This is a genomic window from Ruegeria faecimaris, from assembly GCF_900182615.1.
Classification (GTDB): Bacteria; Pseudomonadota; Alphaproteobacteria; order Rhodobacterales; family Rhodobacteraceae; genus Ruegeria; species Ruegeria faecimaris.
Genome location: NZ_FXTE01000001.1, coordinates 625,908 through 649,692 on the forward strand (window position 1 = coordinate 625,908; position 23,785 = coordinate 649,692).

Genomic DNA, 23,785 nt, shown 5'->3' on the forward strand with positions numbered 1-23,785 from the left:
TCAGACCTGCATGATTTCTGCCTGCTTGGTCTCAAGCGCGGCATCTACTACCTTGATCATCTGGTCGGTTAGATCCTGCACTTCGCTTTCCCAGAACTTCTGGTCATCTTCGGACATACCGTCAGCCTTGGCCTTCTTGATCTGATCCATCCCGTCGCGGCGCACATTGCGGATCGAAACGCGCGCGTGTTCGGCATATTGTCCGGCGACTTTGCCCAACTCGCGACGGCGTTCTTCGTTCAGTTCCGGGATCGGTAGCATGATGATCGTTCCGTTAAGCTGAGGGTTGATGCCCAGCCCACTTTCGCGGATCGCTTTTTCCACTTTGCCGACCAGCCCTTTATCCCAGACATTGACCGTTACCATACGCGGCTCGGGCACATTGACCGTTCCCACCTGGTTGATCGGCGTCATCGAACCATAGGCATCGACCATCACCGGCTCGAGCATCGAGGCCGAGGCGCGCCCGGTGCGCAGCGATGCAAATTCGGTTCTGAGGTTTGACATTGCGCCGTCCATGCGGCGTTTCAGGTCGTCTGTGTCCAGTTCGAAATCGTCAGACATTCTGCTCACTCCCCGTCTTCAGGTACTGTTTGCATGGCTCATAAGCCATTCAATTTGGGATGTATAGCAATGATGGTCCGTATTTACGCCATTGACCAGAGGTGTTTGCCGGAATTCCGCGAACCTGCAGCCACAAAATTAACCGACCGCAAATCAATGCGGTCGGTCAGACATATTCATTCCGGATCAGGCGTTTACGTCTACGACAACACGACCTTTTACCTGACCTTGCAGGATATCCGCCCCTAATTGGGGCAGATCGCTCAGCTTTGCGGGATGGATCATCGCCTCAAGCTTGTCCATCGGAAGGTCGGTTGCTATCCGCTGCCAGGCCCGCAGCCGATTTTCATAAGGCTGCATCACGCTGTCGATGCCCAAGAGGTTCACACCGCGTAAAAGGAACGGGATAACAGTTGCCGGAAGGCCCGCGCCGCCAGCCAACCCCACGGCCGAGACCGAGGCACCGTATTTCATCTGCCCAAGAACGCGTGCCAGCATTGCGCCGCCAACTGCGTCCACACAGCCAGACCATGCCTCGCTTTCCAGGGGGCGCTTAGTTGTCTCGTTCAACTCTTCGCGTGGCACAATGGTCGTGGCGCCCAAAGACTTCAGGTAATCGCTGGTTTCCGGCCGTCCGGTGACGGCTGCCACTTCGTATCCCAAATTGGCAAGAATCGCCGTCGCGACCGAGCCGACACCACCTGCCGCGCCCGTGACCAAGACCGGACCGTGCCCCGGTTTCAGCCCATGATCCTCAAGCGCCATAACCGCCAGCATCGCGGTGAACCCAGCGGTTCCGACGGCCATCGCCTGGCGGGGCTCCAACCCATCGGGCAGCGGAACCAACCAATCGGCACGGGCATTGGCTTTTTGTGAGTACCCACCCCAATGCGCCTCACCGACACGCCAACCGGTCAGGACCACTTTGTCACCCGGTTTATATCGCTCATCCGAAGACGACTCGACCGTCCCCGCATAGTCGATGCCAGGAACATGCGGATAGCTGCGTACCAGCCCCCCGCCTTTGGGCGACAGGCAAAGACCATCCTTATAATTTACCGTTGAATACTGAACCGCCACGGTAACCTCACCCTGCGGCAGATCCCCTTCCGAAAGCTGTTGAACCGAGGGGCTGGCCAGCCCGCTTTCCTCGTCTTTTTCCATCACCAGTGCGTTGAACATCAAAATGTCCTCCTGTTTTGGACGTCAGAGTACAGCCCCGACCCCGTGTAATAACCTGTTTCTGAACCCGATACGCCGCTTGCGATCAGATCCAGAACTTTTCCCGTACAGTCGCCTCACGCATACCGTCGGGCGATTCGACCTCAACCCTTGTACCCGCATCCCAATGGCTGAGTTTGAGCATCCCAATGGAAACATTGGTGTTGAAATCCGGAGACCAAGCGGCAGAAGTGATTTGACCGACCCGTTTCCCCTGCGCGTAAACCGACCATGGAGCAACGCAGGCACCAACGGCCGGCCCAGCGATTTCAATCGGACGGATTTGCTGGATCGGCCCTTCTTTCGCGACCCGCAACAATGCGTCCCGGCCAATGCAGCCGATTGCAGTATGCGTGTTACAGAATTTGCCCAAACCACATTCATGCGGGGTGTTGTCGTCGGTCATATCGTTTCCGTAGGACAGCAACCCAGCCTCAATGCGTTCGATCAGGTTGGGACAACCCGCCCGCACGTTCAAATCCTCACCGGCCGAAAACAGCGCATTCCACAGCGTCATTCCGATATCGCTGCCCTCGACATAAATCTCGAACCCGCCCTGCTTTGAATACCCGGACCTGGCGATGGCCAGATCGCGGCCCGCAAATTCGAACATGTCGAATTTGAAGAACCGGATGTCTTTGACGCGCTCGCCGAATACGCGGGACATCAGCTCATCCGCCATGGGCCCTTGTATGGCCAGGGGTGAGACGTCGGGCTCATCCACTAGAACATCCAACCGATAGCCGTTCGCGATTCCTTTGACCCATAACAACAAATCGCTATCCGCGATTGAGATCCACCAGCGGTCCTCGGACAGTTTCACCGCAACCGGATCATTCAGCATGCCACCGGTCTCATCAACGATAGGGACGTAATAGCATTGGCCGGGCAACATGCCTCTCAAATCGCGTGGCGTCAGCATTTGCATAAGGCGTGCCGCGTCGGGACCTCTGAGTTCGACCTGTCGCTCACACGAGACATCCCAGACCTGCACATGCTTTTTCAAGTGCCGGTAATCAGCCTCGACGCTGTCGAATACAGTTGGCAATAGCATCCGGTTATAAACCGTGAATGCCTTTACGCCTGCGGCTTCGACCCCTTCAGAAAAAGGTGTGCGCCGCAACCGGCGAGAGAAGGAAATATTGGCCACTTAAGCCTCCTCGGGCATAATGCCAGATCACAATTCGAAGCCTGCGGTCCCGTCAGAATCTGGTGCAACAGGCCGCGATGGCGTGTCTGGCGATTGAAAATTAGGATCACGTATTGCACGTAATCCTTTGTGATTTCGTATTATTTCGGCCCTTGCCAATCGATTGGGCAGATTTCGGCGGATTTTCCACCGAAATCCCAGACCCGACCGTAATCGCGGACCTTGGATTTGGTGCCGCGCGCCACGATAATGTCCGGTCCCATCCAGTATTTCGAGTTTGAGACCATCACAGGATGCTCGGGGTCTTTGCCCGCCAACATCTCGATTTCGCCCTGGATTTTCCGACCAATCATGATGCGGCGCTTGGTCCCGTCGCGTTCGATCTGAACCGGAGCACGTTCGGCCCCGATAATTTCGCTGACCAGCATGGTAAACAAGCCGGTCGTGCCCCCGGCCTGACCGCTGAATATCTGGAGCAACCCGTTATAGGCCTTACCGCTGGCCCGTTCGTCGACATAGGCGGCAACTTTCCACTGCCCCTCACCCATGCGACCCGGAATATCGACTAGAAGGCCAACATTGAGGCCCGACAGGTCCTCGCCCTCGAAATGGCCTTCATCGATGACAATTCCCATCCAGGCATGACAATGACCCTCGGTCGGAGGATGCGCGCCCAGCGATACGACACAGGGGCAGAACAGATCGCACGAGCAGTTAAGGATCAGCTCTCCCTTGATCGCCCAATTCGTCGGGCTCATCTCACGCCGCTTGGGGTTGGGCATGCGGCTGTCGATACGTTGGCTGATCGGCAGGCGATCTGCCTCTGGTTTTTTGTTCTTAGCCAATAGCTTATCCTCCATAGATAAAGGGGTACACGAGCAAGGCACAGCCGCCCGCGATAAGAGCAAATCCCAGCGGTCGTGTAATCACGTGACCGATCTGGGGTAGTTTTTCGAGAACCATGAAAAATGTCGCCAGACCCATCCACAGCAGACTCATGACGCCGCCCACAAAGCCGAGCGCCATAAAGCCCCAGCAGCATCCGACGCAGAACGCACCAAGGCCAAGCCCCATGCGAAAACCGCCTGAAAAACCGGTTTTCCAATGGCCGAGAAAATAGGTCATTGGGGCATGGCAGACCCCATGGCACAGCTCTTTGGCGCGGGTGAATTGAAAGGCGCCGACGGCGATCATCAACCCGCCCGCAACAAGCCCGGATTTCGCAATGCCCAGCATGTCGACAACGCCGCCAAACAGCAGAACCAGTTGCACCCCGGTAATGAGCGCGGCAAACCCGACCCAGACCACGAAATAACCCACCAAGACACCAATCCAGCCGGACCGCGTCCCGTTTGCACTGCGGATCAGATCATCATAGCTGCGCAAAGTTGGAATAATGGTCGGCAACATCATCGCAGCCATCATGATGGCCCACATCCAAAACAGCGGGCCGAACTCTGCCATGGGCATATACATGTCCATCCTGGGATCCATGGCGCGCATCGCCTGCCCCATTGCTCCGGGACGACCGATCCAGTCCAGATCCATGGCGCGGTTCATCACGAACATCATCCACCACGCCCACAGGATCAGAGCGTAGAATCCCAACCAAAATCCATTTCGTAGAACCGCGCGATTCACTTGTCCCTCCCGACTCAGTCCTTGCAATTCAAATGTCAGACTTTTAAATGTCAGACAAATGAAATTTTGCCTGCGGTCCTGCTCAAAATGAAAATCGACCCCAAGAAACCCGCTGATCTTTCGGTTCAGATCGCCCAATCAATCCGCGATGCAATCATTTCAGGTCGGTTGATTGTCGATGAACGCCTGCCTTCTGAGGCGGAGCTGTCCGACCAGTTTCAGGTGTCCCGACCAACCGTGCGTGAGGCCCTTAAACGCCTTGCGGCACAGTCCCTGATCCGCACCCAACGTGGCGCGACGGGCGGAGCATTTGTCAACCGGCTGAGCTATCAGGATGCGTATTCCCAACAGATCACCACATCCACGTTGCTGCTGTCCATGAATGCGGTCAGTTTTGAAACGGCTTGCGAGGCTCGGTATTCGCTGGAACGCGCCTGCGCTACTTTGTCAGCCGAACGCAGGACGGCGGATCATCTGGCGACGATGCGTGCCGAGATATTTCGGCAGGCTCAACCCGGGCTGACAGACGAAGCCTTTTGCGCCTCGGATGTGACCTTTCACCGGGCATTGGTCGATGGGGCCGGCAATCCGGTGTTGTCCTATCAACTGGCCGGCGCCGTCGAGGCGATGCAGCCTTTGATGAACATGATCACGTTTACGGCGCGGTCCCGAGAAGAGATCATCGTGTTGCACAACCAGATTGCCGATGCTTTGGATCGGCGGGACGCTGCTGCGGTAGATTCAGCACTGGTGGATCTCGAAGCTTATACCCGTAAGCTTGCCCTGGACGTTGCCAAACAGCGGCGCAAACCAACCGAATGAGGGTACAATGACGTCGATTTTGAATGCTGCAGCGGCGGTTCTGACAATCGGTTTCGGCCTCTTTGGGTTTCTCGCGCCCGCCTGGACCGCGGCCTCGCTGGATCTGGCACCCACGAACAGCACGATGGGTCTAAGCGAAATGCGAGCTTCGGTCGGTGGACTTTTTGTTGTCACCGGAATTGCGGTCATTTGGCTGAACACTCCCATGGCCTATGCGATGTTGGGCGTTGTTTATGCCGGCGCAGCCTTGGGCCGGTTTGTTTCCGTCATTCTGGATCACCCCCCTTTGATCAAAGCGATGACATTTGGGGGAATCGAGCTGATATTGGCGCTGTGGCTGATCCTGGCAAACATTAACCGACCAAGCTAAGGCGTTATTATATAATCCGTCTTTTCGTTGAAGTATGGGGTTTGCTTTCCCCTTGTGGCTCACCTATATAAGGGATGTCCTTCGGGACTATGGACATAAACGCGCTCGTAATAAGCGGATCGGACCCGGGGGCGGTACCCGGCGGCTCCACCAACATCCTTCATTTGAGGATCGCGGGGCCGAAATAGGATCGACGAACGTCTAAAGGGGTTAGCTTTGTCTCGGCGGGGTGCCACCGTACCGGCCCAAACAGTACAATTGCAAATGACAATCGTGCTCCGGTTGCAGTTGCTGCGTAAGCAGTAGCAAGACCGAAACTTAAGCCCTTGCGCCTAGCAGCGTAAGGCGGGGTTCGCAGGTACCTGGCAACAGAAACCTGCATTTTCCCTTAAATGTCTGATGTTTAACTCTGCCTGTGTTCACGTTCAGAGTTTGTTCACTCATTCGCGTCATGCTCGGCCCGTGAGGAAAAGGAGAGCTGGGATGTCACACGCAGATATACTCAGAGAATGGTATTCAGAGGTTTGGGAAAACGGAAATACCGATGCGATTGATCGATATTTCGCGCCGGAAACGACAGCCGAAGGACTGATTCCGGAAATGCAGGTGGGGGCCGATGATTTTCGGGATCTGGTCATGGCGTTTCGCCACATTCTGGGCGATATCCATGTTGAGCTGCCCAAAATCATCGAAAATGGCGATTGGGTATCGGCGATATTGCAGGTCAGCACAACACGCGCCGATAACGGCGCACCACTGCAGGCCTCTGGCAGTATGATTGGCCGCATTAAAGAAGGTCGTATTGTCGAGGCGTATAACCAGTTTGATTTCATTTCCTTATTTGAACAGCTTGGTCAGTTTCCCAAGGACACCCTGCCCGTATGCATGACTGGTCAACGGCTGGACTGGGCCTAGGAAATGAGCTCGCAATCTTGACCCCGACTGGCTTGTCGCGTTAGCAAAGCCTATGGGGTAAGATTGCGAACGCCCCGTGAGGCGACAGCCCAAGTTTCGCATGTATCCGTCGATCACAGGAGACATGCTATGCCTGCGCCTAATGCTATCACACCGAAACAACTGTTACGTCTGATCGGAACGTCCCGGGCGCCTGTTCTAGTGGACATCTGCACTGACACCGATTTTGAACAGGATCCCTATCTGATACCGGGCTCGGTTCGTCATCCGGCGAAGGATCTGGATGGGGTGAAGGGGCTCATCGCTAACCGCCCCTGCATCATCATTTGCCAAAAGGGCAAAAAGCTGAGCCAGGCCGTCGTTTCCTGGCTAAGGAGTGAAGGCGTAGCTGCTGAGTATCTGGAAGGCGGCATGTATGCTTGGCGCGAGACGCCCGATGCACCGCGCATCCCATTTGCAGATATACCAGCGTCTCCTTCACTCTGGGTAACGCGCCATCGACCTAAGATTGACCGCATCGCCTGCCCCTGGTTGATCCGCCGGTTCATCGACCCCAACGCACGTTTTCTGTTTGTTGCCCCATCCGAAGTGGCAAAGGTATCCGAAGTCTTTAACGCCACCCCGTTCGATGTTGAGGGCGTCCGCTGGAGCCATCGTGGGGATAACTGCACATTTGATGCTTTGGTAAAAGATTTCCAGCTTGCTACACCCGCAATGAACAGGCTTGCGACAGTTGTCCGGGCCGCGGATACGAACAGGCATGATCTGGCGCCCGAAGCAGCCGGGCTTCTTGCGGTCTCGGTGGGGCTATCGCGCCAATATAAAGACGACCATCAGGCAATCGAGGCCGGGATGCATCTGTACGATGCCTTGTATCTCTGGGCCCGCGACGGGTTTGACGAGAAACATGATTGGCCGGCAGTCGAGAAATGAGCACACCAACATATCCTGAACTCATCCGCGTGTTCGGCCGCATTGGATTGCTGTCCTTCGGCGGCCCGGCAGCCCAGATATCATTGATGCATCAGGAACTCGTCGAAAGGCGTCCCTGGCTGGACGAAGAAACCTATCTTCGGGCTCTGTCGCTGTGCATGTTGCTGCCCGGCCCCGAGGCGATGCAGCTTGCAACTTATTCCGGCTGGCGTCTGCGCGGCGTCTCGGGCGGTATGATCGCAGGCAGCCTGTTTGTTCTGCCCGGTGCGATCATTATCTCAGCATTGGTGGCACTATACGCGGCCTATGGCGCGCTTCCTCTGGTGCAGGCCGCGTTTCTGGGCGTGAAAGCTACGGTGATCATCATCGTGCTACAGGCCCTGCGAAACCTGTCCCGCAAAGCGCTGTCGGACGTCTCACATCGTGCGATCTCGGGCCTCGCGTTTCTGGCAATCTTTCTGTTCGACCTCCCCTTCCCCGCGATCATCGCGGCGGCAGCCCTTTGGGGGTATCTGAGCTTCACCGGCGTCGCTGCCCGTCCGGTCGACACACCCACCCCGCGCCTAAGCGATGTGCTGCGGAACGCGTCAATCTGGTTGGTTCTGTGGCTTGGCCCGTTGTGGCTGTTAAGTCTTACTGGTCAGAAACTTCTCAGCGATCTTGGCTGGTTCTTTGCCCGCCTCGCAGTTGTGACATTTGGCGGAGCCTACGCTGTTCTAGCTTACATGACGCAGACCGTTGTGGATCAGTATAACTGGATATCCACAGATCAGATGATCGACGCGCTTGGTCTGGCGGAAACGACACCGGGGCCTTTGATTTTGGTAACACAATTTGTCGCTATGCTGACCGGTCAGATCTCGGGCGGATCGATGCTGGCCATCGCCGCAGGTATCGTGGCGCTTTGGGCAACATTCGTTCCCTGCTTTCTGTGGATATTCCTCACAGCCCCCTATCTTGACCACATCGCTGCGCGGCCCCGGTTATCGGCGGCCCTGCAAGGTATTACCTCTGCTGTGGTTGGGGTGATTCTCAACCTATCCGTGTGGTTTGCCCTGAATGTGCTGTTTTCAGACCTGCCAAACAAAACCTTTGGACCAATCAGCCTGCCCTGGCCAGAATTGACCTCATTGGATGTGAAAGCTGCTGTGCTGACTGTCTTCGCCGGAGCGTTGATTTTTAAACTTAAATTCGGCATGGCGCTTACGCTAGTGGTTATGCTAGCTGCTGGCACCGGCCTGTTTTTTCTCTGAACAGTCAGCGTGTAACCGGCCTTTCGTTTCCAAAGGAATCCCTTATGCTGAGGGAAGCCACTTTTGAGGATGACACATGTCGCAAGACATCGACTATGGGAACCTGATGCACACCGCCATGCGCGGGTTGATCAAGACGGTTCTGACCAGCGTTTCAGAAAATGGCCTGCCGGGTGCGCACCACTTTTTCATTACGTTTGATACCAGGTGTGACGGCGTGGAAATTGCCGAATGGCTGCATGATCGTTATCCGGAAGAGATGACTGTCGTGATGCAGCATTGGTTCGAAAATCTTGAGGTCGGCGAAAGCGGATTTGCCATCACGCTCAACTTTGGCGACGCGCCGGAACCTTTGTACATCCCCTATGCCTCGATCAAAACATTCGTCGACCCCTCTGTGGAATTTGGCCTGCGTTTTGAAAGCCCGGATGAAGAGGATGACTTTGATCCGATGGACGATGAGATAATCGAGGTCGAAGAAGAACCGCAACAGCATGACGCTGATGTCGTGTCGCTGGACAGCTTCAGAAAATAGTATATGCGCTGGAAAGCCTCGCGGTTTGCGGGGCTTACTCTTTCGTCAGGAACGTCTCTACGGAACGTGATTTGGTACCGTTGCGGAAACGGGAAAATGACAGGTTCAGACCGCCTTCTGCCAACGTTCTGTCATATTGCTGCAGCTCATAGCCGCCATTTTCTGCAATGAACAACGAAAACACGGTTAGAGTTTGACCCTCAATCCGGCCCCAGACGAACGGTTCCCCCTGCATCGGGTCAAGCGGAACTTCATGGCCGAATACATTGCGCTTCATGGCCGCGGAAAAGATGTCCGATCTGTCCGAGGTCTGAAAATCAATCGAGAATGCCTGTTCCTTGACGCGGCCATTCAGTTTGTAAGTTGTCGTCTTCCAACTAACATTGAACCCGTTCTTCAATTCCTGGATTGACACACTCATATCACGAGGTGTTTCGGTCCCGTTTGCATCGACAACATTGGCAGACCCAACGTAGCTGCCAACAAAGGGCTCAATATCTGCCGCATGAAGCGGATTTACCGCCAAGGAGGCCCACAGAACGGTGGCAAAGGAATAGATAATGAAATTCAGGCAAGTGGTCGGGTGATTCAGACGCATTGCGGCCTCCGGCGTGCTCTGACTCTATAGTAGCTCACCCACCGGCGCGTACAATGGCGGTGATGGCGATTGCGACGAGAAAAATGACGCAGCTCTGCGCCTATACCTTTGTCAGGCATAAGTTTATGGTGCGCGCAACTGGCCGATTGCACCGCGACGCTGCTGACTGTAATTGGCATGCAATGGTATACATGACGGAGTGACCGATGTCTCAAACCCGCACCGAATCCGACAGCTTTGGCCCTCTGGAGGTTCCCGCAGACAAATACTGGGGTGCGCAGACCCAGCGTTCGATTATGAACTTCCCCATTGGATGGGAAAAACAGCCTGTGGCCATCGTGCGGGCCTTAGGTGTGATCAAAAAAGCCTGCGCCATGCAGAACAAGTCGACAGGGAAACTGGACGCGCGGATTGCGGATGCGGTGATTCAGGCCGCGGGTGAGGTTTTTGAAGGTAAGTTCGACGACAACTTTCCGCTGGTCGTCTGGCAAACAGGATCCGGCACCCAGTCGAACATGAACTCGAACGAGGTTATTGCGAACCGGGCTATCGAAATCCTGGGTGGTACAATCGGCACAAAAGACCCGGTTCATCCAAACGATCATTGCAACATGGGCCAGTCCTCGAACGACACGTTCCCGACGGCCATGCATATCGCCACAGGTATGAGCGTTCGGGACGTTCTGCTGCCGGGTCTGGAAAAGCTGGCCTCGGGGCTGGAGCAGAAGGCCGAAGAATTCAAAGACATCATCAAGATCGGCCGGACCCATACGCAGGATGCCACGCCGCTGACACTGGGTCAGGAATTTGGCGGCTACGCCCATCAAATTCGTCAAGGTATCGCACGGGTCAACGCCGCGATGCCGGGAATTTACGAGCTTGCCCAGGGCGGAACTGCTGTTGGTACTGGCCTGAACACTCAATCCGGGTGGAGCGAAGCGGTCGCTGCGAACATGGCAGATATCACCGGCCTGCCCTTTGTTACCGCTCCGAATAAGTTCGAGGCGCTGGCCGCTCATGATGCGATGGTTTTCCTATCGGGTGCTTTGGCGACCATTGCTGGCAGCTGCTATAAAATTGCAAATGATATCAGACTTTTGGGATCTGGACCGCGTTCCGGTCTGGGCGAATTGATCCTGCCTGAGAATGAGCCCGGATCGTCCATCATGCCAGGCAAGGTAAACCCAACACAAGCCGAAGCACTGACTCAGGTCGCAGCACATGTCATGGGCAACGATGCCGCCATAAAATTCGCCGGCAGCCAGGGGCATTTCGAACTGAACGTCTATAACCCTATGATGTCCTACAATCTTTTGCAGTCGATCCAGTTGCTTGGTGATGCCACAGACAGCTTTACCGAGCGGATGTTGCTAGGCATTCAGGCCAACGAACCACGCATCGAAAAGCTGATGAAGGAATCGCTGATGCTGGTCACCGCGCTGGCACCAACCATTGGGTACGACAACGCAACGACTGTTGCCAAGACCGCGCATAAAAACGGCACCACCCTCAAGGAAGAGGCCATCGCGCTTGGCTTTGTCGACGCCGAAACCTTTGACGCGGTTGTGCGCCCCGAACAAATGATTGGGCCCAAGGACTGATGGCAAAGCCGGTCAATCTGAACCGGTACAGAAAAGACAAGGCGCGGGCCGAGAAAAAGGCCCGCGCCGACCAGAACGCCGTGTCATTTGGGCGCAACAAAGCCGAGAAAGACGCAAGTAAAAAACATCTGGAAAAGTCGCGGCGCGACTTGGATGGGCACGAGATCGACAAATGAGTGGACGTCCCATCAAACGCTCATTGACGCTTAAAGGTCATCGAACCTCGGTATCTCTTGAGGACGAGTTTTGGAAATCCTTTCGTGCCATTGCAGCTGATAAAGATATGGCAATCAATGCCTTAGCTGCGGAAATTGATTTTAACCGTGACCCTGAGGTTGGATTGGCTTCGGCAATACGCGTTTATATTCTGAACTGGTATCGCGGCTGACTTTCCGTTCTTGATTTGGCCTCTGGAAAATGCCTATGCTCATACCAGAACAAAAAGGGAACTTAGTGATGAGCGAAACAGTTACCGGCCCAGACGGTCAACCGCGTTGTGCATGGTGTCAGTCTGCGCCAGAGTTTTTCGACTATCACGACTATGAATGGGGCTATCCGGTCAGCGACGATCAGCGTTTGTTTGAGAAGCTGTGCCTTGAAAGCTTTCAGTCCGGCCTCAGCTGGCGCACCATTCTTTCCAAACGCGAGAACTTTCGAAAAGCATTTAAACATTTTGATTACAACGCAATAGCGAAGTTTGATGAGGCAGATGTCACCCGTCTTTTGCTGGATGCAGGCATTGTCAGGCATCGCGGAAAGATCGAAGCAGTCATCAACAACGCCCGGCGTGCCCAGGAGCTGGTGGCAGCTGAGGGGTCGATTGCAGCTTATGTCTGGCGCTATGAGGCCAGTTCACCGCCAGCGCCGCAAACAGCCTCAACTTCGGCTGAATCTATTGCCATGTCCAAAGACCTTAAAAAGAGGGGATGGAAGTTTGTGGGCCCGACCACGGTTTTTGCATTCATGCAGGCCATGGGTCTTGTAAACGATCATGCGACCGAGTGTTCTATGCGGGAAAAAGCGGCGCAGATGCGCCGCGATTTCACTAAACCGAAATAGCGCAGCTTAGGCAGAGGCGCGAGAAATCTTATCGATATTGCTGCCGAGGGCCGTATTGAATTCGGCATCTGACTGCTTTTTCGACAGTCCTTCGGTCAGCGCACGAGAGAAAGACGCAATCATCTTGCTATTCTGCGCCAGCAGATCACAGGCTTGTTCGGTCGAATATCCGCCGGACAGGGCTACGACCCGCAAAACTCTGGGGTGGTCAGCCAGATCGTCATACAGATTAGCCTGGCTGGGGATGGTAAGCTTAAGCATGACATCCTGACCATCATCCAACTGATCTAGGTTCTGCAAGATTTCCGATTTTAGAATTGCTTCGGCTTCGGCTTTGGTGGTCGAGTTGATGTTCACCTCGGGCTCGACAATCGGAACCAACCCGGCGGCAACGACTTCACGCGCCACATCGAACTGCTGAGCTACAACGTTTGCGATGCCTTTGGCGTTGGCCTCATGGATCACGGAACGTTCCTTAGTGCCGAAAACGCCTTCGGCTTTAGCCAAAGTGTCGGCCAGACCGGGGATCGGTTTCATGACCTGAACGCCATCGGCCTCATCCTCGAGGCCCTTGTCGATCTTCAGAAACGGAACAATGCCTTTTACGTTCCAAAGAAAATCTGCGACTTTACGGCCATTTATCTCTTCGCCGAGCGTGCGTTCGAACAGGATCGCGCCGATGACTTTGTCGTTCGTGAAGCCATCCGCCAGAATGATACGCGCGCGCATTTTCTGGATTTCGCCGAACATCTCTGCGTCCGAGCCGTATTCTGACGCATCTACCCCATAAAGCGCCAGCGCCTTGGGGGTCGAGCCGCCACTTTGGTCCAGTGCAGCAATAAAACCGGCACCGTTGGACATCTGCTCGCGCTGTTGTGTTTTGGACATTATGACTTTCCCGTTCGAAATGATTCCGCGTTTTTCAACCGCATACAGCATGGAGCATGCCGATGGTAGTTTGTTAGCGCTCAACCAGGCGCAACCAAATTCCATCTTTGGATCTGACGGTCAGATGAGCCACCGGAACCGGCTCTGGCGTGTCCGAGATTTCGAACCTGAACTTCCGCAGTAGTGACGACAGCAATAGCGGACCTTCGACCATTGCAAATCCGGCACCGATGCAAATGCGCGACCCGGCCGAGAATGGGATGAAAGCCTCTGTGGGACAACTTTCCTCATTGCCCTTGGCCCAGCGGGACGGGTCGAACCCGTCGGGGTCTGCCCACAGACGTTCGTGCCGATGCAGGTGCCATGGGCTGATGACTATCTGCGAGCCCGGTTTAATCGCCCGGCCCCTGAAGTTTTCGCGGCATGTGGCCTCTCGCACCATCATCGGGACCGGAGGGTACAGGCGCAGCGTTTCGCGAAACACGTCGCGGCTGAGATTCAACAGCGATACGGAGGTAAAATCGGATAGGTCCAGCCCTTGCGCCTCGGCCGCCAGCTTGTCCTGCCAATCCGGGTGGGTCGCCAAAAGGTACAATGCCCAAGCCAACGCAGAAGCGCTGGTCTCGTGGCCTGCCAGAAAGAAGATCGCCACCTGATCAACCATCTCCTGCGTGTCAAAACACTTGCCGGTCTTGGGATCAGCCGTTGTCATGATCTTTGTCGCCAGATCATGCGGCGCCTGCCCGGCCTCAATCATCCTCGCGCGTTGAGCGGTCATTTCGGTGATCAGCGTCCTGATTTCACGCGCGGTCTTGCGAGTTTTTCTGGAATGTAGCCGCGGCATCCATTTGGGCAGAGGCAGAAACGCCGCCAAATTCAACAGCGGTTGCTCTCTTTGATAGGTTCGGAATTTCTCAAAAACCTGAGACGCAACGCGGTCATCAATCGGTACAGAAAAAAGCGTTCGAAAGATCACATCCGCGGCGACGTGACTGGTGACCTCTTCGCACTCGATGACAGAACCGGCCTGTCCGCGCAGACGCGCGACGCAGGCCTCTGCCGCCTGAACCATGGCCGGATAGGTATCTTTCAGGCGCCCGCCCTCAAACGCCGGGTCGATAACCCGGCGCTGGCGTTTCCAGTTTTCACCATTGGTCAGAAAGACCGAATTCCCCAGCAACGGCCGCAGACCCTCGCCAATACGGTCTGATTTCGGAAAATCATCTGGGCGTTTTTTCAGAACGGTTCCAACAAGCTCTGGTTGGTTCGTCAGGTATGATCGAAAGAACGGCGTCTTAAACTCGGCCATCCATGCGCGGTACAATCGCTGCGGCTGTGCCGAGAGGATGTCCTTGCGAAACAACCTGAAATAGCGCCACAGCGAAACCCTGTCTGGCCGCGATGTCGGCTTTGGCGGGGTCATGCTTGCACCGAAACATACTTGGATACAGATCGCACAATCCGGGATCCCGAAGGTTTGCGATCGGCGAACCGATGCCCAAGCGACAGAGGCCCGGCAGTCACGCGGAAATAGTCATACCTGTCCGGGTGATCAAAGGCGCAGAGATATTGGAAATGCAGTCTGAAAAATCGCCACCTCAGGGCGCGCCACCGTTCTGCTGACAGCGTTTGCGTAAACGCGGCAGATAACACCAAAGGCCAGCGCTGATCGGCATCGGCTACCCCGCTTACAGCGACAGGATCACACAGAGCGAATGCGCAGCCGTCCCCGGGTGCAGAAATGTCGACCCAAGCCAGGTCTTCGCGTTTCGAAAGAAACCTCAGGTCCGCGCGCAGATCATATGCGTTGGGCAGGAACGAAACCATGGGAACCACCTGCCCCAATGTCAGAAAGGACAGCTCTGGCCCGTCTGCGCCAACCCGTCCGGATCGGATCAGATCGGCCAGAACCGTGACACCCAGATGAGCGCCGGAACTGTGGCCGACGATCAGAACCTCATCCGTCTCATCGGTAAGAGCTGCGGCAATCGCATTTGAGAACTCCGATAGGCGTCCAGCCAATTCAGGAGGTGTTTTACCGCCTGAAGCCGCTGAATAGGCGTAATCGTGCATCAGATAATAGACGAACAGCTTGTTGTCGATTTTCCGGAACCACAGCATCATCACATAGGCAACACCAATAGACAGAACCAACGCCACCAAAGACAGGACCGGCGCTAGCAGAACTGTCAGCCCGATGACCACAGCCATTGCGACCAAAAGCTGTGCGATCAGCATCACGATCGGATAAAGCGCGGCTATCACCGGACCTTTGCGCAATCGCATCAGGCGCCATAACACGCCGGTCGAGATATAGATCCATGCCGTACGCAGCATCTGCAGATAGGTGGCCGCAATCGAGTTCGACATGCTGGAGCGTACGATGTCGGACCAGACCAGTACCTCGACATCTGTGTGAACTTCAGCCCCGTCCTGAACCGAATGGACGTGCCATCCATACAAGCCCTCTCCGGTTTTGGGAGAGACCGAGATTTCATACCCTGAAATAGCCGCCTGTCTTGCGCTTTCACTGCGGTAGAGCTCGCGATAGCGCCGTGGGGGGATCGGGTCATATCCGGGAATATAGAATACCCTACGCCGTTTCACCCGAGGCTGATTTGTCTGACTGCTCATGGTCTTACCTTCTGCGACGCAGGTTAGCGCAGCATTACAGCCAAAGTAAGTCAGATAAGAGGGTTACCCAAAGTTTGCCAGCGCCGGGAAGGCTTCCAACAGCCACCAACTGAACTCAGTGAACAGGCCGGTGATCAGCATGATACCAACAAACAGCAACAGGCCACCCATGATCCTCTCGATCAGTGCCATATGGGGCTTTATTCGGTTCATCACCGACATGGATCGGTTCAGGAACATCGCGGCGAGCAGGAAAGGTATGCCAAGACCCGCTGCATAGACGCCCAGCAACAATGTCCCACGTGCGACGGATGCCTCGGAGGCAGCCAGCGACAGGATCGCACCCAGTTGCGGGCCGATACAGGGCGTCCAGCCAAAGGCGAAGGCCAGACCCAGAATATAGGCCCCAAAGACAGACCCGCCGCTGTCGCCGGCTTCTATCCGGGCCTCGCGGTCAAGGAATGGGATGCGGAAGACGTTCAGAAAATGCAGGCCAAAAATGATGACAACCGCGCCTGAGATCTTGGCGAACAGCACCTGGTTCTGCAGCACGAACGCCCCAAACGCAGAGGCTGTGAAGCCAAGCAACAGAAACACCGTGGACAGCCCCATAACAAAGAACAGCGCCGAAAGTGTCGCCTTTCTGCGTGCACGGGCCTCATCCTGCATCTCGTTGATCGTGACGCCGCTCATATAGGCGAGATAGGGCGGCACAATCGGCAGCACGCAGGGCGATAAAAAGCTGATCAACCCACCGAGCAATGCGATGAACATGGCGGGCAACAGCCCTGCGTCAATGATATCAATTCCGAACATGTTTCAGCACATATGTCATGAAGTCGCCCGCGTCACGGGGCCATTCGGTCACATCCTCGTGGTTGCACGCTGGACACCGTCTGAAAGTGGAAATATCTCAGGTACATGTCAAACCAAACCGAGACACTGGACGCGTTGGGGCTGCTGTGCCCTCTGCCCGTCCTGAAGGCCCGTAAACGGCTCAAGTCAATGCCCGCGGGAGCGGTCTTGAAAGTGCTGGCGGATGATCCCGCTGCAGTCATTGATGTTCCACATTTCTGCATGGAAAGTGGACATCGCTTGCTGTCACAGGAAGAATCTGACGGGCATCAGGTCTACATCATCCAGAAGTCCGTTTGAGGCCAATCAAAGAAAAAGGCGGGCTCTGAGGCCCGCCTTTTCAAGTTACTGGCCCAACGACCACCAACCGCGCCGTTTTGGCTTGGCAGGCTCCGATGGCGTTTCCGGTTCATCCGCAACCACTTCCAGCACAGGCTCTGTGACTTCTACTGCTGGTTCCTCAGTGGCTTCAACCGCAACAACCTCTTGAACAGGCTCTGCCGCTTCCGGCGTTTCTTCTGTCGGCACGGCAGTTTCCGAAACCGTTTCCTGTTTCGGTGCTGCTTCGGCTTCGACAGTTTCGATTTCTGCCGGAGCTTCCGTTTCAGCTTCGACCTTGGCCTCTGGTTCAGCTTTGACGACCTGTTCGGTTATCGTCTCGGCATCTTCGGCGTCCTTCTTCTTGCGACGCGGAGCCCGGCGGCGTTTAGGCTTGGCAGGCGCTTCTTCCTGCGTCTCTTCCACCGCTACTACGGCATCTGTTGCAGGTTCTTCCACAGCTTCTTCGGACGCTTCAGCTGTATCTTCATCAGCCTCCTGCCCGTTAGAATCCTGCCCCTCGGCACCACCATTGCCCTTCTTGCGACGACGCCGACGGCGCTTGCGCTTGGGTTTGGTTTCATCTTCAGCCTGCGGCGTTTCTTCTTCGACGGTCTCTTCTTCAGAGGCGTCGACCATTTCCATCAGCGTGGCATCAACCGATACAACCGGCGCACTGGCTTCGGGAACAATCCGGCTGGCGGTCTTGAACTTCTCCATCGAGAAATCAGGGCTTACCAGATGCACATCCCCTTCGATGCGAACCGACAGACCATAGCGCGCCTCAATCTGTGCGATATGCTCGCGCTTTTGGTTCATCAGGAAGTTGGCGATACTGACCGGGCAGCGCACCAGCACCTCGCGTGAGCGACGGCGCGTGCCTTCTTCCTCGATCTGGCGCAGAATGCTCAGCGCCATGTTGTCATCCGAACGGATCAGGCCGGTACCATGGCAGGCCGGACAAGGCTGTGTCGTTGCCTCCAACATACCGGGACGCAGGCGCTGTCGGCTCATTTCCATCAGACCAAAACCAGATATGCGACCAACCTGGATGCGCGCACGGTCTGTTTTCAGTTTTTCTTTCAGGCGTTTTTCGACAGCGGCGTTGTTCTTCCGCTCGTCCATATCGATAAAATCGATGACGATCAGACCGGCCAAATCACGCAGGCGCAACTGGCGAGCCACCTCTTCGGCGGCCTCAAGGTTGGTCTTCAGGGCCGTTTCCTCGATCGAGCCTTCTTTGGTTGCCCGACCCGAGTTCACGTCGACCGCCACAAGCGCTTCAGTCACGCCGATCACGATATAGCCACCCGATCTCAGCTGTACCGTCGGGTTGAACATCCCCGCCAGATAGCTTTCCACCTGATAGCGCGCGAACAATGGCAGCGCGTCTTCGTACCGCTGCACATTCTTGGCGTGCGACGGCATGATCATTTTCATGAAGTCCTTGGCGATGCGATATCCGCCTTCGCCTTCGACCAGAACCTCGTCGATGTCGCGATTATAGAGATCGCGGATCGACCGTTTGATCAGGTCGCCTTCTTCATAGATCTTCGCAGGCGCGATGGATTTCAACGTCAGCTCGCGGATCTGTTCCCACATACGTTGCAGATATTCGTAATCGCGCTTGATTTCGGATTTGGTGCGTTTCGCCCCGGCGGTCCGAATGATAAGACCCGCCCCTGTCGGGACGTCGATCTCAGCCGCAATTTCCTTAAGCTTTTTGCGATCAGGCGCGTTGGTAATCTTACGGCTGATGCCGCCGCCCCGCGCAGTGTTCGGCATCAAAACACAATATCGGCCAGCAAGTGACAAATAAGTGGTCAGAGCTGCACCTTTGTTGCCACGCTCTTCCTTGACGACCTGCACAAGCAGAACCTGGCGTACTTTGACGACTTCTTGAATCTTGTACCGGCGCGCGCGCGGTTTGCGCGGTGGACGGATGTCTTCGCTGTCATCTTCGTCGGCAACCGACTCAATGGTCTCGTCTTTTGCGGTGGCGTCCGTACGGGTGTTTTCTTCTTCGTCGTCGCCAGCCTCGTCAGGGGCGTCCTCGGCGTTGGCTTCAGCGCTTGTCGCGTCATCCGCGTCCGTCTCAGTCGCGGTGCTTTCCTGCGCCTCGGCTTCTTTGTCCGTGCCTTCCTGATCAGCGCTAGCATCTGATTGATCGACTTCTTCCGCAGGCGCGTCTTCAGTTTCTGCGGTTGCTTCTTCCGCCTCCGGTTCGTCCGTCGGCTCTTCTACCGGAGTTTCTGCCACATGATCGGCCGGAGATGTTCCTTCTTCTACAGAAGGATCATTGGCCTCATCGCTCTCATCCAGGTCAATCGTTTCCATGCCTGTGGGTTCGGACGAGACTTCGACCGATTCCACTGCATCATCCGATTTGATATCGGCAGCCTTGGCGCGCGAGCGCGAACGGCGTCTTTTGGGCTTGGTTTCCTCAGCCTCATCACGCGCACGCATTGCCTCGGCATAGGCGCGCTCTTCTTCCATCAGAGCTTCGCGATCAGCGACGGGAATCTGATAATAGTCGGGATGAATTTCCGAGAACGCCAGAAATCCGTGGCGATTTCCGCCATAGTCAACAAAAGCTGCCTGCAGCGAGGGTTCGACCCGTGTAACTTTTGCTAGATATATGTTGCCAGCAAGCTGACGTTTGTTTTCGGATTCAAAATCGAATTCCTCGACCTTGTTTCCGTCAACCACCACGACGCGGGTTTCTTCCGCGTGGGTGGCATCGATAAGCATTTTCTTAGCCATGTTTCCTTAGTGCACCGCGCCAAACGCGTTGTCCTAACCCGTCCAGGAGGATGGGTGCTTTTGGGGTGGTGTCTTGTCAGGGCGATTTCAGACGGCGCGCTGCAGGGTCTGGCACTATGGCCCCCTGCCCGTACACTCAGTCGTTGCGCGCGCGTCATCGCGGTTCTTCTCCGACAGGCGCGAACAACCGCTGCCTGCCCATTTATTCCTTTCGCCCGCTTTTCTGCGGGCTCAGGCGTTCAATCACCCCGTTAAGGGGCACAATCGGTCTGCTTGGCCAGTGTGGGACTTGGTCTCCACCAGTGGCGTAGCAGCGAATCTCAAAGATCGGGACTTTTCGGCGTCAAATCCGCCCAACCCGTCTGGTTACAATAAAAGCAGTCCTGTGGAAAAGACAATGGGCAAACTGCATTGAAGACCCCGACCACCGGTCGGGATCTCGTTATCCAGCTAAAAACATCACTTGGTATCACCCAAAGGGCGACAAAGGCATCGCCTCAAGCCCGTCACAGGTAATCGGAACGTTGCAGGCCATATTTGGCCATCTTCTCATTCAATGTCCGACGCGGCAGGCATAGTTCATCCATAACCGAGGCAATCGACCCCTTATGTCGCCGCATGGTATTGTCGATCAGCATCCGCTCGAATGCCTCGACATATTCCTTGAGCGGCTTGCCTTCGGTCGTCATCACGGGCTGCATTTCTTCGTGATCAGACATCAACAGAGACGCGATCGTCCCCGATCCGCGACGGGATTGCAGCACGGCACGTTCCGCGATGTTTATCAGCTGCCGTACGTTTCCGGGCCACGGCGCTTGCAAAAGCTGAGCTGCCTCTTGCGCACTGACCTGAGGTGCATCGCAGCCGTATTCTTCAGCGAATTGCTCGCTCAGCCGTGTGAACAGGGTCAGAATGTCTTCACCGCGCTGACGCAGCGGCGGCATTGTGATCCGCAATGCTGCAAGCCTGTAGAACAGATCAGGGCGCAGAACGTCCTCGCTGGTTTTCCCAGCTTCCTGCAGGTTAGAAATGGCGACGATGCGGGTTTCGGCAGGTGTGCCCTGATCGTTCATGACACTCAGCAGTTTCGCCTGAAGCGTATCGCTGAGCGCCTCGACATCCTCCAGAACCAGAGTTCCACCCCGGGCTTCCTCAATCGCGGGCAACTGGCTGTCTTCTGGCATCATCGGGCCGAACAGACGCTTTCCCAAGGCCTCTTCTTCGAGAGCAGCACACGAAACCAGAACAAATTTTTTGCCAGCGCGACTGCCAACAGCGTGCAACGCATGTGCAACCAGGGTTTTCCCGGTGCCGGTTTCTCCGTCGATCAGAACATGACCGTCAGCCTGCCCCAGATCCAGAATATCCTCGCGCAGGCGCTCCATCACGGGGCTGGCACCGATGAGCTTGTTCATAATCTGAGTGCCACCGGACAGCTCGCGGCGCAGGGCCCTATTGTCCAGCGTCAACCGGCGGGCATTGCTGGCACGTTTGGCCAGTTCGGACATCCGATCCGGGTTAAACGGCTTTTCGAGGAAATCAAACGCACCCACGCGCATGGCCTCAACCGCCATTGGCACGTCACCGTGGCCGGTAATCATGATCACCGGCAAGGTGCTGTCCGCGCCCATCAGCTTTTTCAACAGCTGGATACCGTCCATACCAGGCATCTTGATGTCCGATATGACGATACCCGGATAATCCGGACCCAGAACTTTCAGTGCATCCTCGGCACTGGAAAAGGTTTCAGTGTCATATCCCGACAGTGCCAGCCATTGGCTGATCGACTGGCGCATGTCCTGTTCGTCATCAACAATGGCGATTTTCATGGCCTGTGCCATATTCATTCCTCGTTATTCAGCGGCCTCAAGGCCATCGCTTCCAAGTATCGGCAGTTGCATCTCAAACACCGCGCCACCGTGCTGGCTGTTGCGCGCGGTCAGCCGTCCCCCATGGTCGTTCACGATACCGGATGAGATGGCAAGCCCCAGACCGACTCCATCGCCGGGTTGTTTGGTCGTGTAGAACGGCTCAAACAGGTTTTCGATGTCTTCAATCCCATAGCCATTATCGCGTACAGTCAGCACCGCCTGGTCACCCGCGGCCAGTATGATTTCAACATCCGGTTCCGATACAGACTTGGTGGCGTCCAAGGCATTACGCAAGAGGTTCACCATCACCTGTTCGATCCGCATGCGGTCGCCCATGACTAGTACGCTTTCTTCCGGCAGTATCTGCGTAATCTTGACGTGCCTCTGTCGCAGTTGCGGCTCCATCATGGAGAGGGACGAAGCGAGCGCTTCGCCAAGGTTAACTGGTGAAAACGCATCCGCACCCTTGCGGGCATAGGACTTGAGCTGGCGTGTTATTGCGCCCATTCGTTCAATCAGACCGTCGATGCGGCCAAAGCTGGCCAGCGCCTCTTCGGGGCGGTTCCGTCGCAGCAGCAAACGCGCGCCGGCAAGATAGGTCTTCATTGCAGCCAAAGGTTGATTCAGCTCGTGGCTGACGGCCGCAGACATCTCGCCCAGGGCTGCGAGTTTCGAGCTTTGGGCCAGCGTCTGCTCGGCTACTTCCAGCGTCTTTTCAACCCGTTCCCTCTCAGCGATTTCCCGCTGTAACCTTGCGTTCAATGCGCGAAGCTCTGCCGACTCGCGCTGGAACAAGGCCATTCTGAACGTGGCCCTACGGCTGAGCGCATAGAAGGCAAGCGCCAACAGAATCGCAAAACCCATGATTTCCAATGCAAGAACGCTGTTTACCTTCTCACGGATCGAGGCGTAGGTCGTGAACGAGGTCATCGTCCAGCCGCGGAATGGAATGCGTGTCTCCATGCGGATCACCGCCTCGCCCTGCAAATAGGCGTCGGGGGGCAGAGCCGTCCAATCGGTCGTGGCCCTGATAGCGCGCTGGATGGCACTTTGCGGCGGCTGCCGCAGCATGGCAGCCCCCTCCTCTACTCCGCGCCATTGCGGTTCGGTTGACAGAATAATGGTGCCCGTACTGTCAGCGACCAGAACAGCATCGGAGATACCTGCCCAGGCGCGTTCGAATTTCTGCAGATCAACCTCGACAACGATGACACCAAGGATATCCGACGAGGCCTCCATCCGGCGCGAATAGATAAAGCTGTAACCACCGGATTCCTTTTCAATCACGGTGAAGATGGTCGAGTTTGACCGAATGGAATCTACAAAATACGGCGCGTTTCTGTGCGTCTCGCCCAACCGGCTGCGATCAGTTGCGGCAACAGATCGGCCATCCCGGTCTAAAAGCATCAAGGATGCGGCGCCTATCTCTTCGACAAAAGAAATAAGTCGCTGCGTGGACAGTGTAAAATCGCTGGATTGCAACGCCGAGATCAGCGTCGGATCCCGCGCTAGCAGCTGCGGCACAATCGCATTTCTGCGCAGCTCGCTCAGCAGGTTCCCGGAATACAGAGCAAGGCGCAGTTCGGCCCGGTTTCGCGTGGATTCAGTAAACCGATCCGTCAGCAGACTGTTGGTTATCCATATCGTCGCAACCGTTACCAACAAAAGCACCAGAACAGCCGCGCGCAAAGGCCAGCCAAGAGGCGCAGCGCGGAGCGGTTTGAACAGTGCAGACCAGGTAGAGCGTGTGTCGGAACTCATCCCCGAAAGTTACGCGGGCTAAGATGCAAGCTC

Annotated in this window: 24 protein-coding genes and 1 other RNA gene; 12 read left to right on the forward strand and 13 right to left on the reverse strand. The window is 55.8% G+C overall.

Annotation, left to right across the window (positions count from 1 at the left end; all coding sequences use genetic code 11):
• The 5 genes from frr to FN806_RS03150 form a co-directional block, all read right to left on the reverse strand.
• A complete protein-coding gene (gene frr, locus FN806_RS03130) occupies window positions 1–564 on the reverse strand; it encodes a ribosome recycling factor (RefSeq protein ID WP_142633921.1) in 564 nt (187 codons plus the stop codon).
• A 186-nt stretch (window positions 565–750) separates the two neighbouring features.
• Window positions 751–1,746, reverse strand: coding sequence for an acryloyl-CoA reductase (gene acuI / locus FN806_RS03135; RefSeq protein ID WP_142633922.1), 996 nt, complete (start codon window positions 1,744–1,746; stop codon window positions 751–753).
• Window positions 1,747–1,831: 85 nt separating this feature from the next.
• Window positions 1,832–2,935, reverse strand: a complete 1,104-nt coding sequence (locus FN806_RS03140; protein WP_142633925.1) for a dimethylsulfoniopropionate demethylase — start codon at window positions 2,933–2,935, stop codon at window positions 1,832–1,834.
• Between the two features lie 140 nt (window positions 2,936–3,075).
• Window positions 3,076–3,780 (reverse strand): DUF1326 domain-containing protein, encoded by a 705-nt coding sequence (locus FN806_RS03145; RefSeq protein ID WP_142633927.1) that lies wholly within the window; start codon window positions 3,778–3,780, stop codon window positions 3,076–3,078.
• A gap of 4 nt (window positions 3,781–3,784) precedes the next feature.
• Window positions 3,785–4,507 carry a DUF2182 domain-containing protein gene (locus FN806_RS03150; protein ID WP_142635127.1) on the reverse strand — a complete coding sequence of 241 codons (723 nt, stop codon included), beginning with the start codon at window positions 4,505–4,507 and terminating at the stop codon, window positions 3,785–3,787.
• A gap of 156 nt (window positions 4,508–4,663) precedes the next feature.
• On the opposite strand from FN806_RS03150, the gene FN806_RS03155 reads away from it, so the two are divergent.
• The 7 genes from FN806_RS03155 to FN806_RS03185 all read left to right on the forward strand — a co-directional run bounded on the left by FN806_RS03155 (window position 4,664) and on the right by FN806_RS03185 (window position 9,404).
• On the forward strand, window positions 4,664–5,398 hold the full coding sequence (locus FN806_RS03155) for a FadR/GntR family transcriptional regulator (RefSeq protein ID WP_142633929.1): 735 nt from the start codon (window positions 4,664–4,666) through the stop codon (window positions 5,396–5,398).
• A gap of 7 nt (window positions 5,399–5,405) precedes the next feature.
• Window positions 5,406–5,768 (forward strand): DUF4345 family protein, encoded by a 363-nt coding sequence (locus FN806_RS03160; protein WP_142633931.1) that lies wholly within the window; start codon window positions 5,406–5,408, stop codon window positions 5,766–5,768.
• A 37-nt stretch (window positions 5,769–5,805) separates the two neighbouring features.
• Window positions 5,806–6,151: a transfer-messenger RNA gene (gene ssrA, locus FN806_RS03165) on the forward strand.
• Between the two features lie 100 nt (window positions 6,152–6,251).
• Window positions 6,252–6,683 carry an ester cyclase gene (locus FN806_RS03170; RefSeq protein ID WP_142633933.1) on the forward strand — a complete coding sequence of 144 codons (432 nt, stop codon included), beginning with the start codon at window positions 6,252–6,254 and terminating at the stop codon, window positions 6,681–6,683.
• A 129-nt stretch (window positions 6,684–6,812) separates the two neighbouring features.
• Complete coding sequence (locus FN806_RS03175; RefSeq protein WP_142633935.1) at window positions 6,813–7,616, forward strand: chromate resistance protein ChrB domain-containing protein; 804 nt, start codon at window positions 6,813–6,815, stop codon at window positions 7,614–7,616.
• On the forward strand, window positions 7,613–8,869 hold the full coding sequence (gene chrA, locus FN806_RS03180; RefSeq protein ID WP_142633937.1) for a chromate efflux transporter: 1,257 nt from the start codon (window positions 7,613–7,615) through the stop codon (window positions 8,867–8,869). The genes FN806_RS03175 and chrA overlap by 4 nt, the downstream gene beginning before the upstream one ends.
• A 76-nt stretch (window positions 8,870–8,945) precedes the next feature.
• On the forward strand, window positions 8,946–9,404 hold the full coding sequence (locus FN806_RS03185) for an SspB family protein (protein ID WP_142633939.1): 459 nt from the start codon (window positions 8,946–8,948) through the stop codon (window positions 9,402–9,404).
• Window positions 9,405–9,438: 34 nt separating this feature from the next.
• On the opposite strand, the gene FN806_RS03190 is transcribed toward FN806_RS03185, so the two are convergent.
• Complete coding sequence (locus FN806_RS03190; RefSeq protein ID WP_142633940.1) at window positions 9,439–10,002, reverse strand: hypothetical protein; 564 nt, start codon at window positions 10,000–10,002, stop codon at window positions 9,439–9,441.
• A 206-nt stretch (window positions 10,003–10,208) separates the two neighbouring features.
• On the opposite strand from FN806_RS03190, the gene fumC reads away from it, so the two are divergent.
• The 4 genes from fumC to FN806_RS03210 all read left to right on the forward strand — a co-directional run bounded on the left by fumC (window position 10,209) and on the right by FN806_RS03210 (window position 12,662).
• Window positions 10,209–11,603, forward strand: coding sequence for a class II fumarate hydratase (fumC, locus tag FN806_RS03195; protein WP_142633942.1), 1,395 nt, complete (start codon window positions 10,209–10,211; stop codon window positions 11,601–11,603).
• Window positions 11,603–11,779 (forward strand): DUF4169 family protein, encoded by a 177-nt coding sequence (locus tag FN806_RS03200; RefSeq protein ID WP_142633944.1) that lies wholly within the window; start codon window positions 11,603–11,605, stop codon window positions 11,777–11,779. Before fumC ends, FN806_RS03200 begins: the two co-directional genes overlap by 1 nt.
• The gene (locus FN806_RS03205; RefSeq protein WP_142633946.1) at window positions 11,776–11,991 is read left to right on the forward strand and encodes a ribbon-helix-helix domain-containing protein; all 216 of its coding nucleotides are present in this window, start codon (window positions 11,776–11,778) and stop codon (window positions 11,989–11,991) included. The genes FN806_RS03200 and FN806_RS03205 overlap by 4 nt, the downstream gene beginning before the upstream one ends.
• A 68-nt stretch (window positions 11,992–12,059) precedes the next feature.
• Window positions 12,060–12,662, forward strand: coding sequence for a DNA-3-methyladenine glycosylase I (locus tag FN806_RS03210; protein ID WP_142633948.1), 603 nt, complete (start codon window positions 12,060–12,062; stop codon window positions 12,660–12,662).
• Between the two features lie 6 nt (window positions 12,663–12,668).
• Here FN806_RS03210 and FN806_RS03215 read toward each other — a convergent pair whose 3' ends face one another.
• The 4 genes from FN806_RS03215 to FN806_RS03230 all read right to left on the reverse strand — a co-directional run bounded on the left by FN806_RS03215 (window position 12,669) and on the right by FN806_RS03230 (window position 17,000).
• Window positions 12,669–13,550: a fructose bisphosphate aldolase gene (locus FN806_RS03215; protein ID WP_142633949.1), complete on the reverse strand. Its 882-nt coding sequence runs from the start codon at window positions 13,548–13,550 to the stop codon at window positions 12,669–12,671.
• 73 nt (window positions 13,551–13,623) lie between these two features.
• The gene (locus FN806_RS03220; RefSeq protein ID WP_142633951.1) at window positions 13,624–14,973 is read right to left on the reverse strand and encodes a cytochrome P450; all 1,350 of its coding nucleotides are present in this window, start codon (window positions 14,971–14,973) and stop codon (window positions 13,624–13,626) included.
• A complete protein-coding gene (locus FN806_RS03225; RefSeq protein WP_142633953.1) occupies window positions 14,970–16,184 on the reverse strand; it encodes a hypothetical protein in 1,215 nt (404 codons plus the stop codon). Before FN806_RS03225 ends, FN806_RS03220 begins: the two co-directional genes overlap by 4 nt.
• A gap of 63 nt (window positions 16,185–16,247) precedes the next feature.
• Window positions 16,248–17,000 carry a cytochrome c biogenesis CcdA family protein gene (locus FN806_RS03230; protein ID WP_142633955.1) on the reverse strand — a complete coding sequence of 251 codons (753 nt, stop codon included), beginning with the start codon at window positions 16,998–17,000 and terminating at the stop codon, window positions 16,248–16,250.
• Between the two features lie 105 nt (window positions 17,001–17,105).
• On the opposite strand from FN806_RS03230, the gene FN806_RS03235 reads away from it, so the two are divergent.
• Window positions 17,106–17,339: a sulfurtransferase TusA family protein gene (locus tag FN806_RS03235; RefSeq protein ID WP_142633957.1), complete on the forward strand. Its 234-nt coding sequence runs from the start codon at window positions 17,106–17,108 to the stop codon at window positions 17,337–17,339.
• A 45-nt stretch (window positions 17,340–17,384) separates the two neighbouring features.
• Here FN806_RS03235 and FN806_RS03240 read toward each other — a convergent pair whose 3' ends face one another.
• The 3 genes from FN806_RS03240 to FN806_RS03250 all read right to left on the reverse strand — a co-directional run bounded on the left by FN806_RS03240 (window position 17,385) and on the right by FN806_RS03250 (window position 23,752).
• Complete coding sequence (locus FN806_RS03240; RefSeq protein ID WP_142633959.1) at window positions 17,385–20,120, reverse strand: Rne/Rng family ribonuclease; 2,736 nt, start codon at window positions 20,118–20,120, stop codon at window positions 17,385–17,387.
• Window positions 20,121–20,626: 506 nt separating this feature from the next.
• Window positions 20,627–21,961: a sigma-54-dependent transcriptional regulator gene (locus FN806_RS03245; RefSeq protein ID WP_142633961.1), complete on the reverse strand. Its 1,335-nt coding sequence runs from the start codon at window positions 21,959–21,961 to the stop codon at window positions 20,627–20,629.
• Window positions 21,962–21,973: 12 nt separating this feature from the next.
• Window positions 21,974–23,752, reverse strand: a complete 1,779-nt coding sequence (locus tag FN806_RS03250) for a sensor histidine kinase (protein ID WP_142633963.1) — start codon at window positions 23,750–23,752, stop codon at window positions 21,974–21,976.
• Window positions 23,753–23,785 lie beyond the last annotated feature (33 nt).

Bases quoted from the DNA above. Each gene is read 5' to 3' on its own strand.
- FN806_RS03190 (WP_142633940.1), bottom strand. From the start codon at position 10,002: ATGCGTCTGAATCACCCGACCACTTGCCTGAATTTCATTATCTATTCC.
- FN806_RS03150 (WP_142635127.1), bottom strand. From the start codon at position 4,507: ATGATGTTCGTGATGAACCGCGCCATGGATCTGGACTGGATCGGTCGT.
- frr (WP_142633921.1), bottom strand. From the start codon at position 564: ATGTCTGACGATTTCGAACTGGACACAGACGACCTGAAACGCCGCATG.
- FN806_RS03175 (WP_142633935.1), top strand. From the start codon at position 6,813: ATGCCTGCGCCTAATGCTATCACACCGAAACAACTGTTACGTCTGATC.
- FN806_RS03225 (WP_142633953.1), bottom strand. From the start codon at position 16,184: ATGAGCAGTCAGACAAATCAGCCTCGGGTGAAACGGCGTAGGGTATTC.
- FN806_RS03160 (WP_142633931.1), top strand. From the start codon at position 5,406: ATGACGTCGATTTTGAATGCTGCAGCGGCGGTTCTGACAATCGGTTTC.
- FN806_RS03235 (WP_142633957.1), top strand. From the start codon at position 17,106: ATGTCAAACCAAACCGAGACACTGGACGCGTTGGGGCTGCTGTGCCCT.
- fumC (WP_142633942.1), top strand. From the start codon at position 10,209: ATGTCTCAAACCCGCACCGAATCCGACAGCTTTGGCCCTCTGGAGGTT.
- FN806_RS03215 (WP_142633949.1), bottom strand. From the start codon at position 13,550: ATGTCCAAAACACAACAGCGCGAGCAGATGTCCAACGGTGCCGGTTTT.
- FN806_RS03170 (WP_142633933.1), top strand. From the start codon at position 6,252: ATGTCACACGCAGATATACTCAGAGAATGGTATTCAGAGGTTTGGGAA.
- FN806_RS03240 (WP_142633959.1), bottom strand. From the start codon at position 20,120: ATGGCTAAGAAAATGCTTATCGATGCCACCCACGCGGAAGAAACCCGC.
- FN806_RS03220 (WP_142633951.1), bottom strand. From the start codon at position 14,973: ATGACCCCGCCAAAGCCGACATCGCGGCCAGACAGGGTTTCGCTGTGG.
- FN806_RS03210 (WP_142633948.1), top strand. From the start codon at position 12,060: ATGAGCGAAACAGTTACCGGCCCAGACGGTCAACCGCGTTGTGCATGG.
- FN806_RS03205 (WP_142633946.1), top strand. From the start codon at position 11,776: ATGAGTGGACGTCCCATCAAACGCTCATTGACGCTTAAAGGTCATCGA.
- FN806_RS03250 (WP_142633963.1), bottom strand. From the start codon at position 23,752: ATGAGTTCCGACACACGCTCTACCTGGTCTGCACTGTTCAAACCGCTC.
- FN806_RS03155 (WP_142633929.1), top strand. From the start codon at position 4,664: ATGAAAATCGACCCCAAGAAACCCGCTGATCTTTCGGTTCAGATCGCC.
- FN806_RS03245 (WP_142633961.1), bottom strand. From the start codon at position 21,961: ATGGCACAGGCCATGAAAATCGCCATTGTTGATGACGAACAGGACATG.
- acuI (WP_142633922.1), bottom strand. From the start codon at position 1,746: ATGTTCAACGCACTGGTGATGGAAAAAGACGAGGAAAGCGGGCTGGCC.
- chrA (WP_142633937.1), top strand. From the start codon at position 7,613: ATGAGCACACCAACATATCCTGAACTCATCCGCGTGTTCGGCCGCATT.
- FN806_RS03185 (WP_142633939.1), top strand. From the start codon at position 8,946: ATGTCGCAAGACATCGACTATGGGAACCTGATGCACACCGCCATGCGC.
- FN806_RS03230 (WP_142633955.1), bottom strand. From the start codon at position 17,000: ATGTTCGGAATTGATATCATTGACGCAGGGCTGTTGCCCGCCATGTTC.
- FN806_RS03200 (WP_142633944.1), top strand. From the start codon at position 11,603: ATGGCAAAGCCGGTCAATCTGAACCGGTACAGAAAAGACAAGGCGCGG.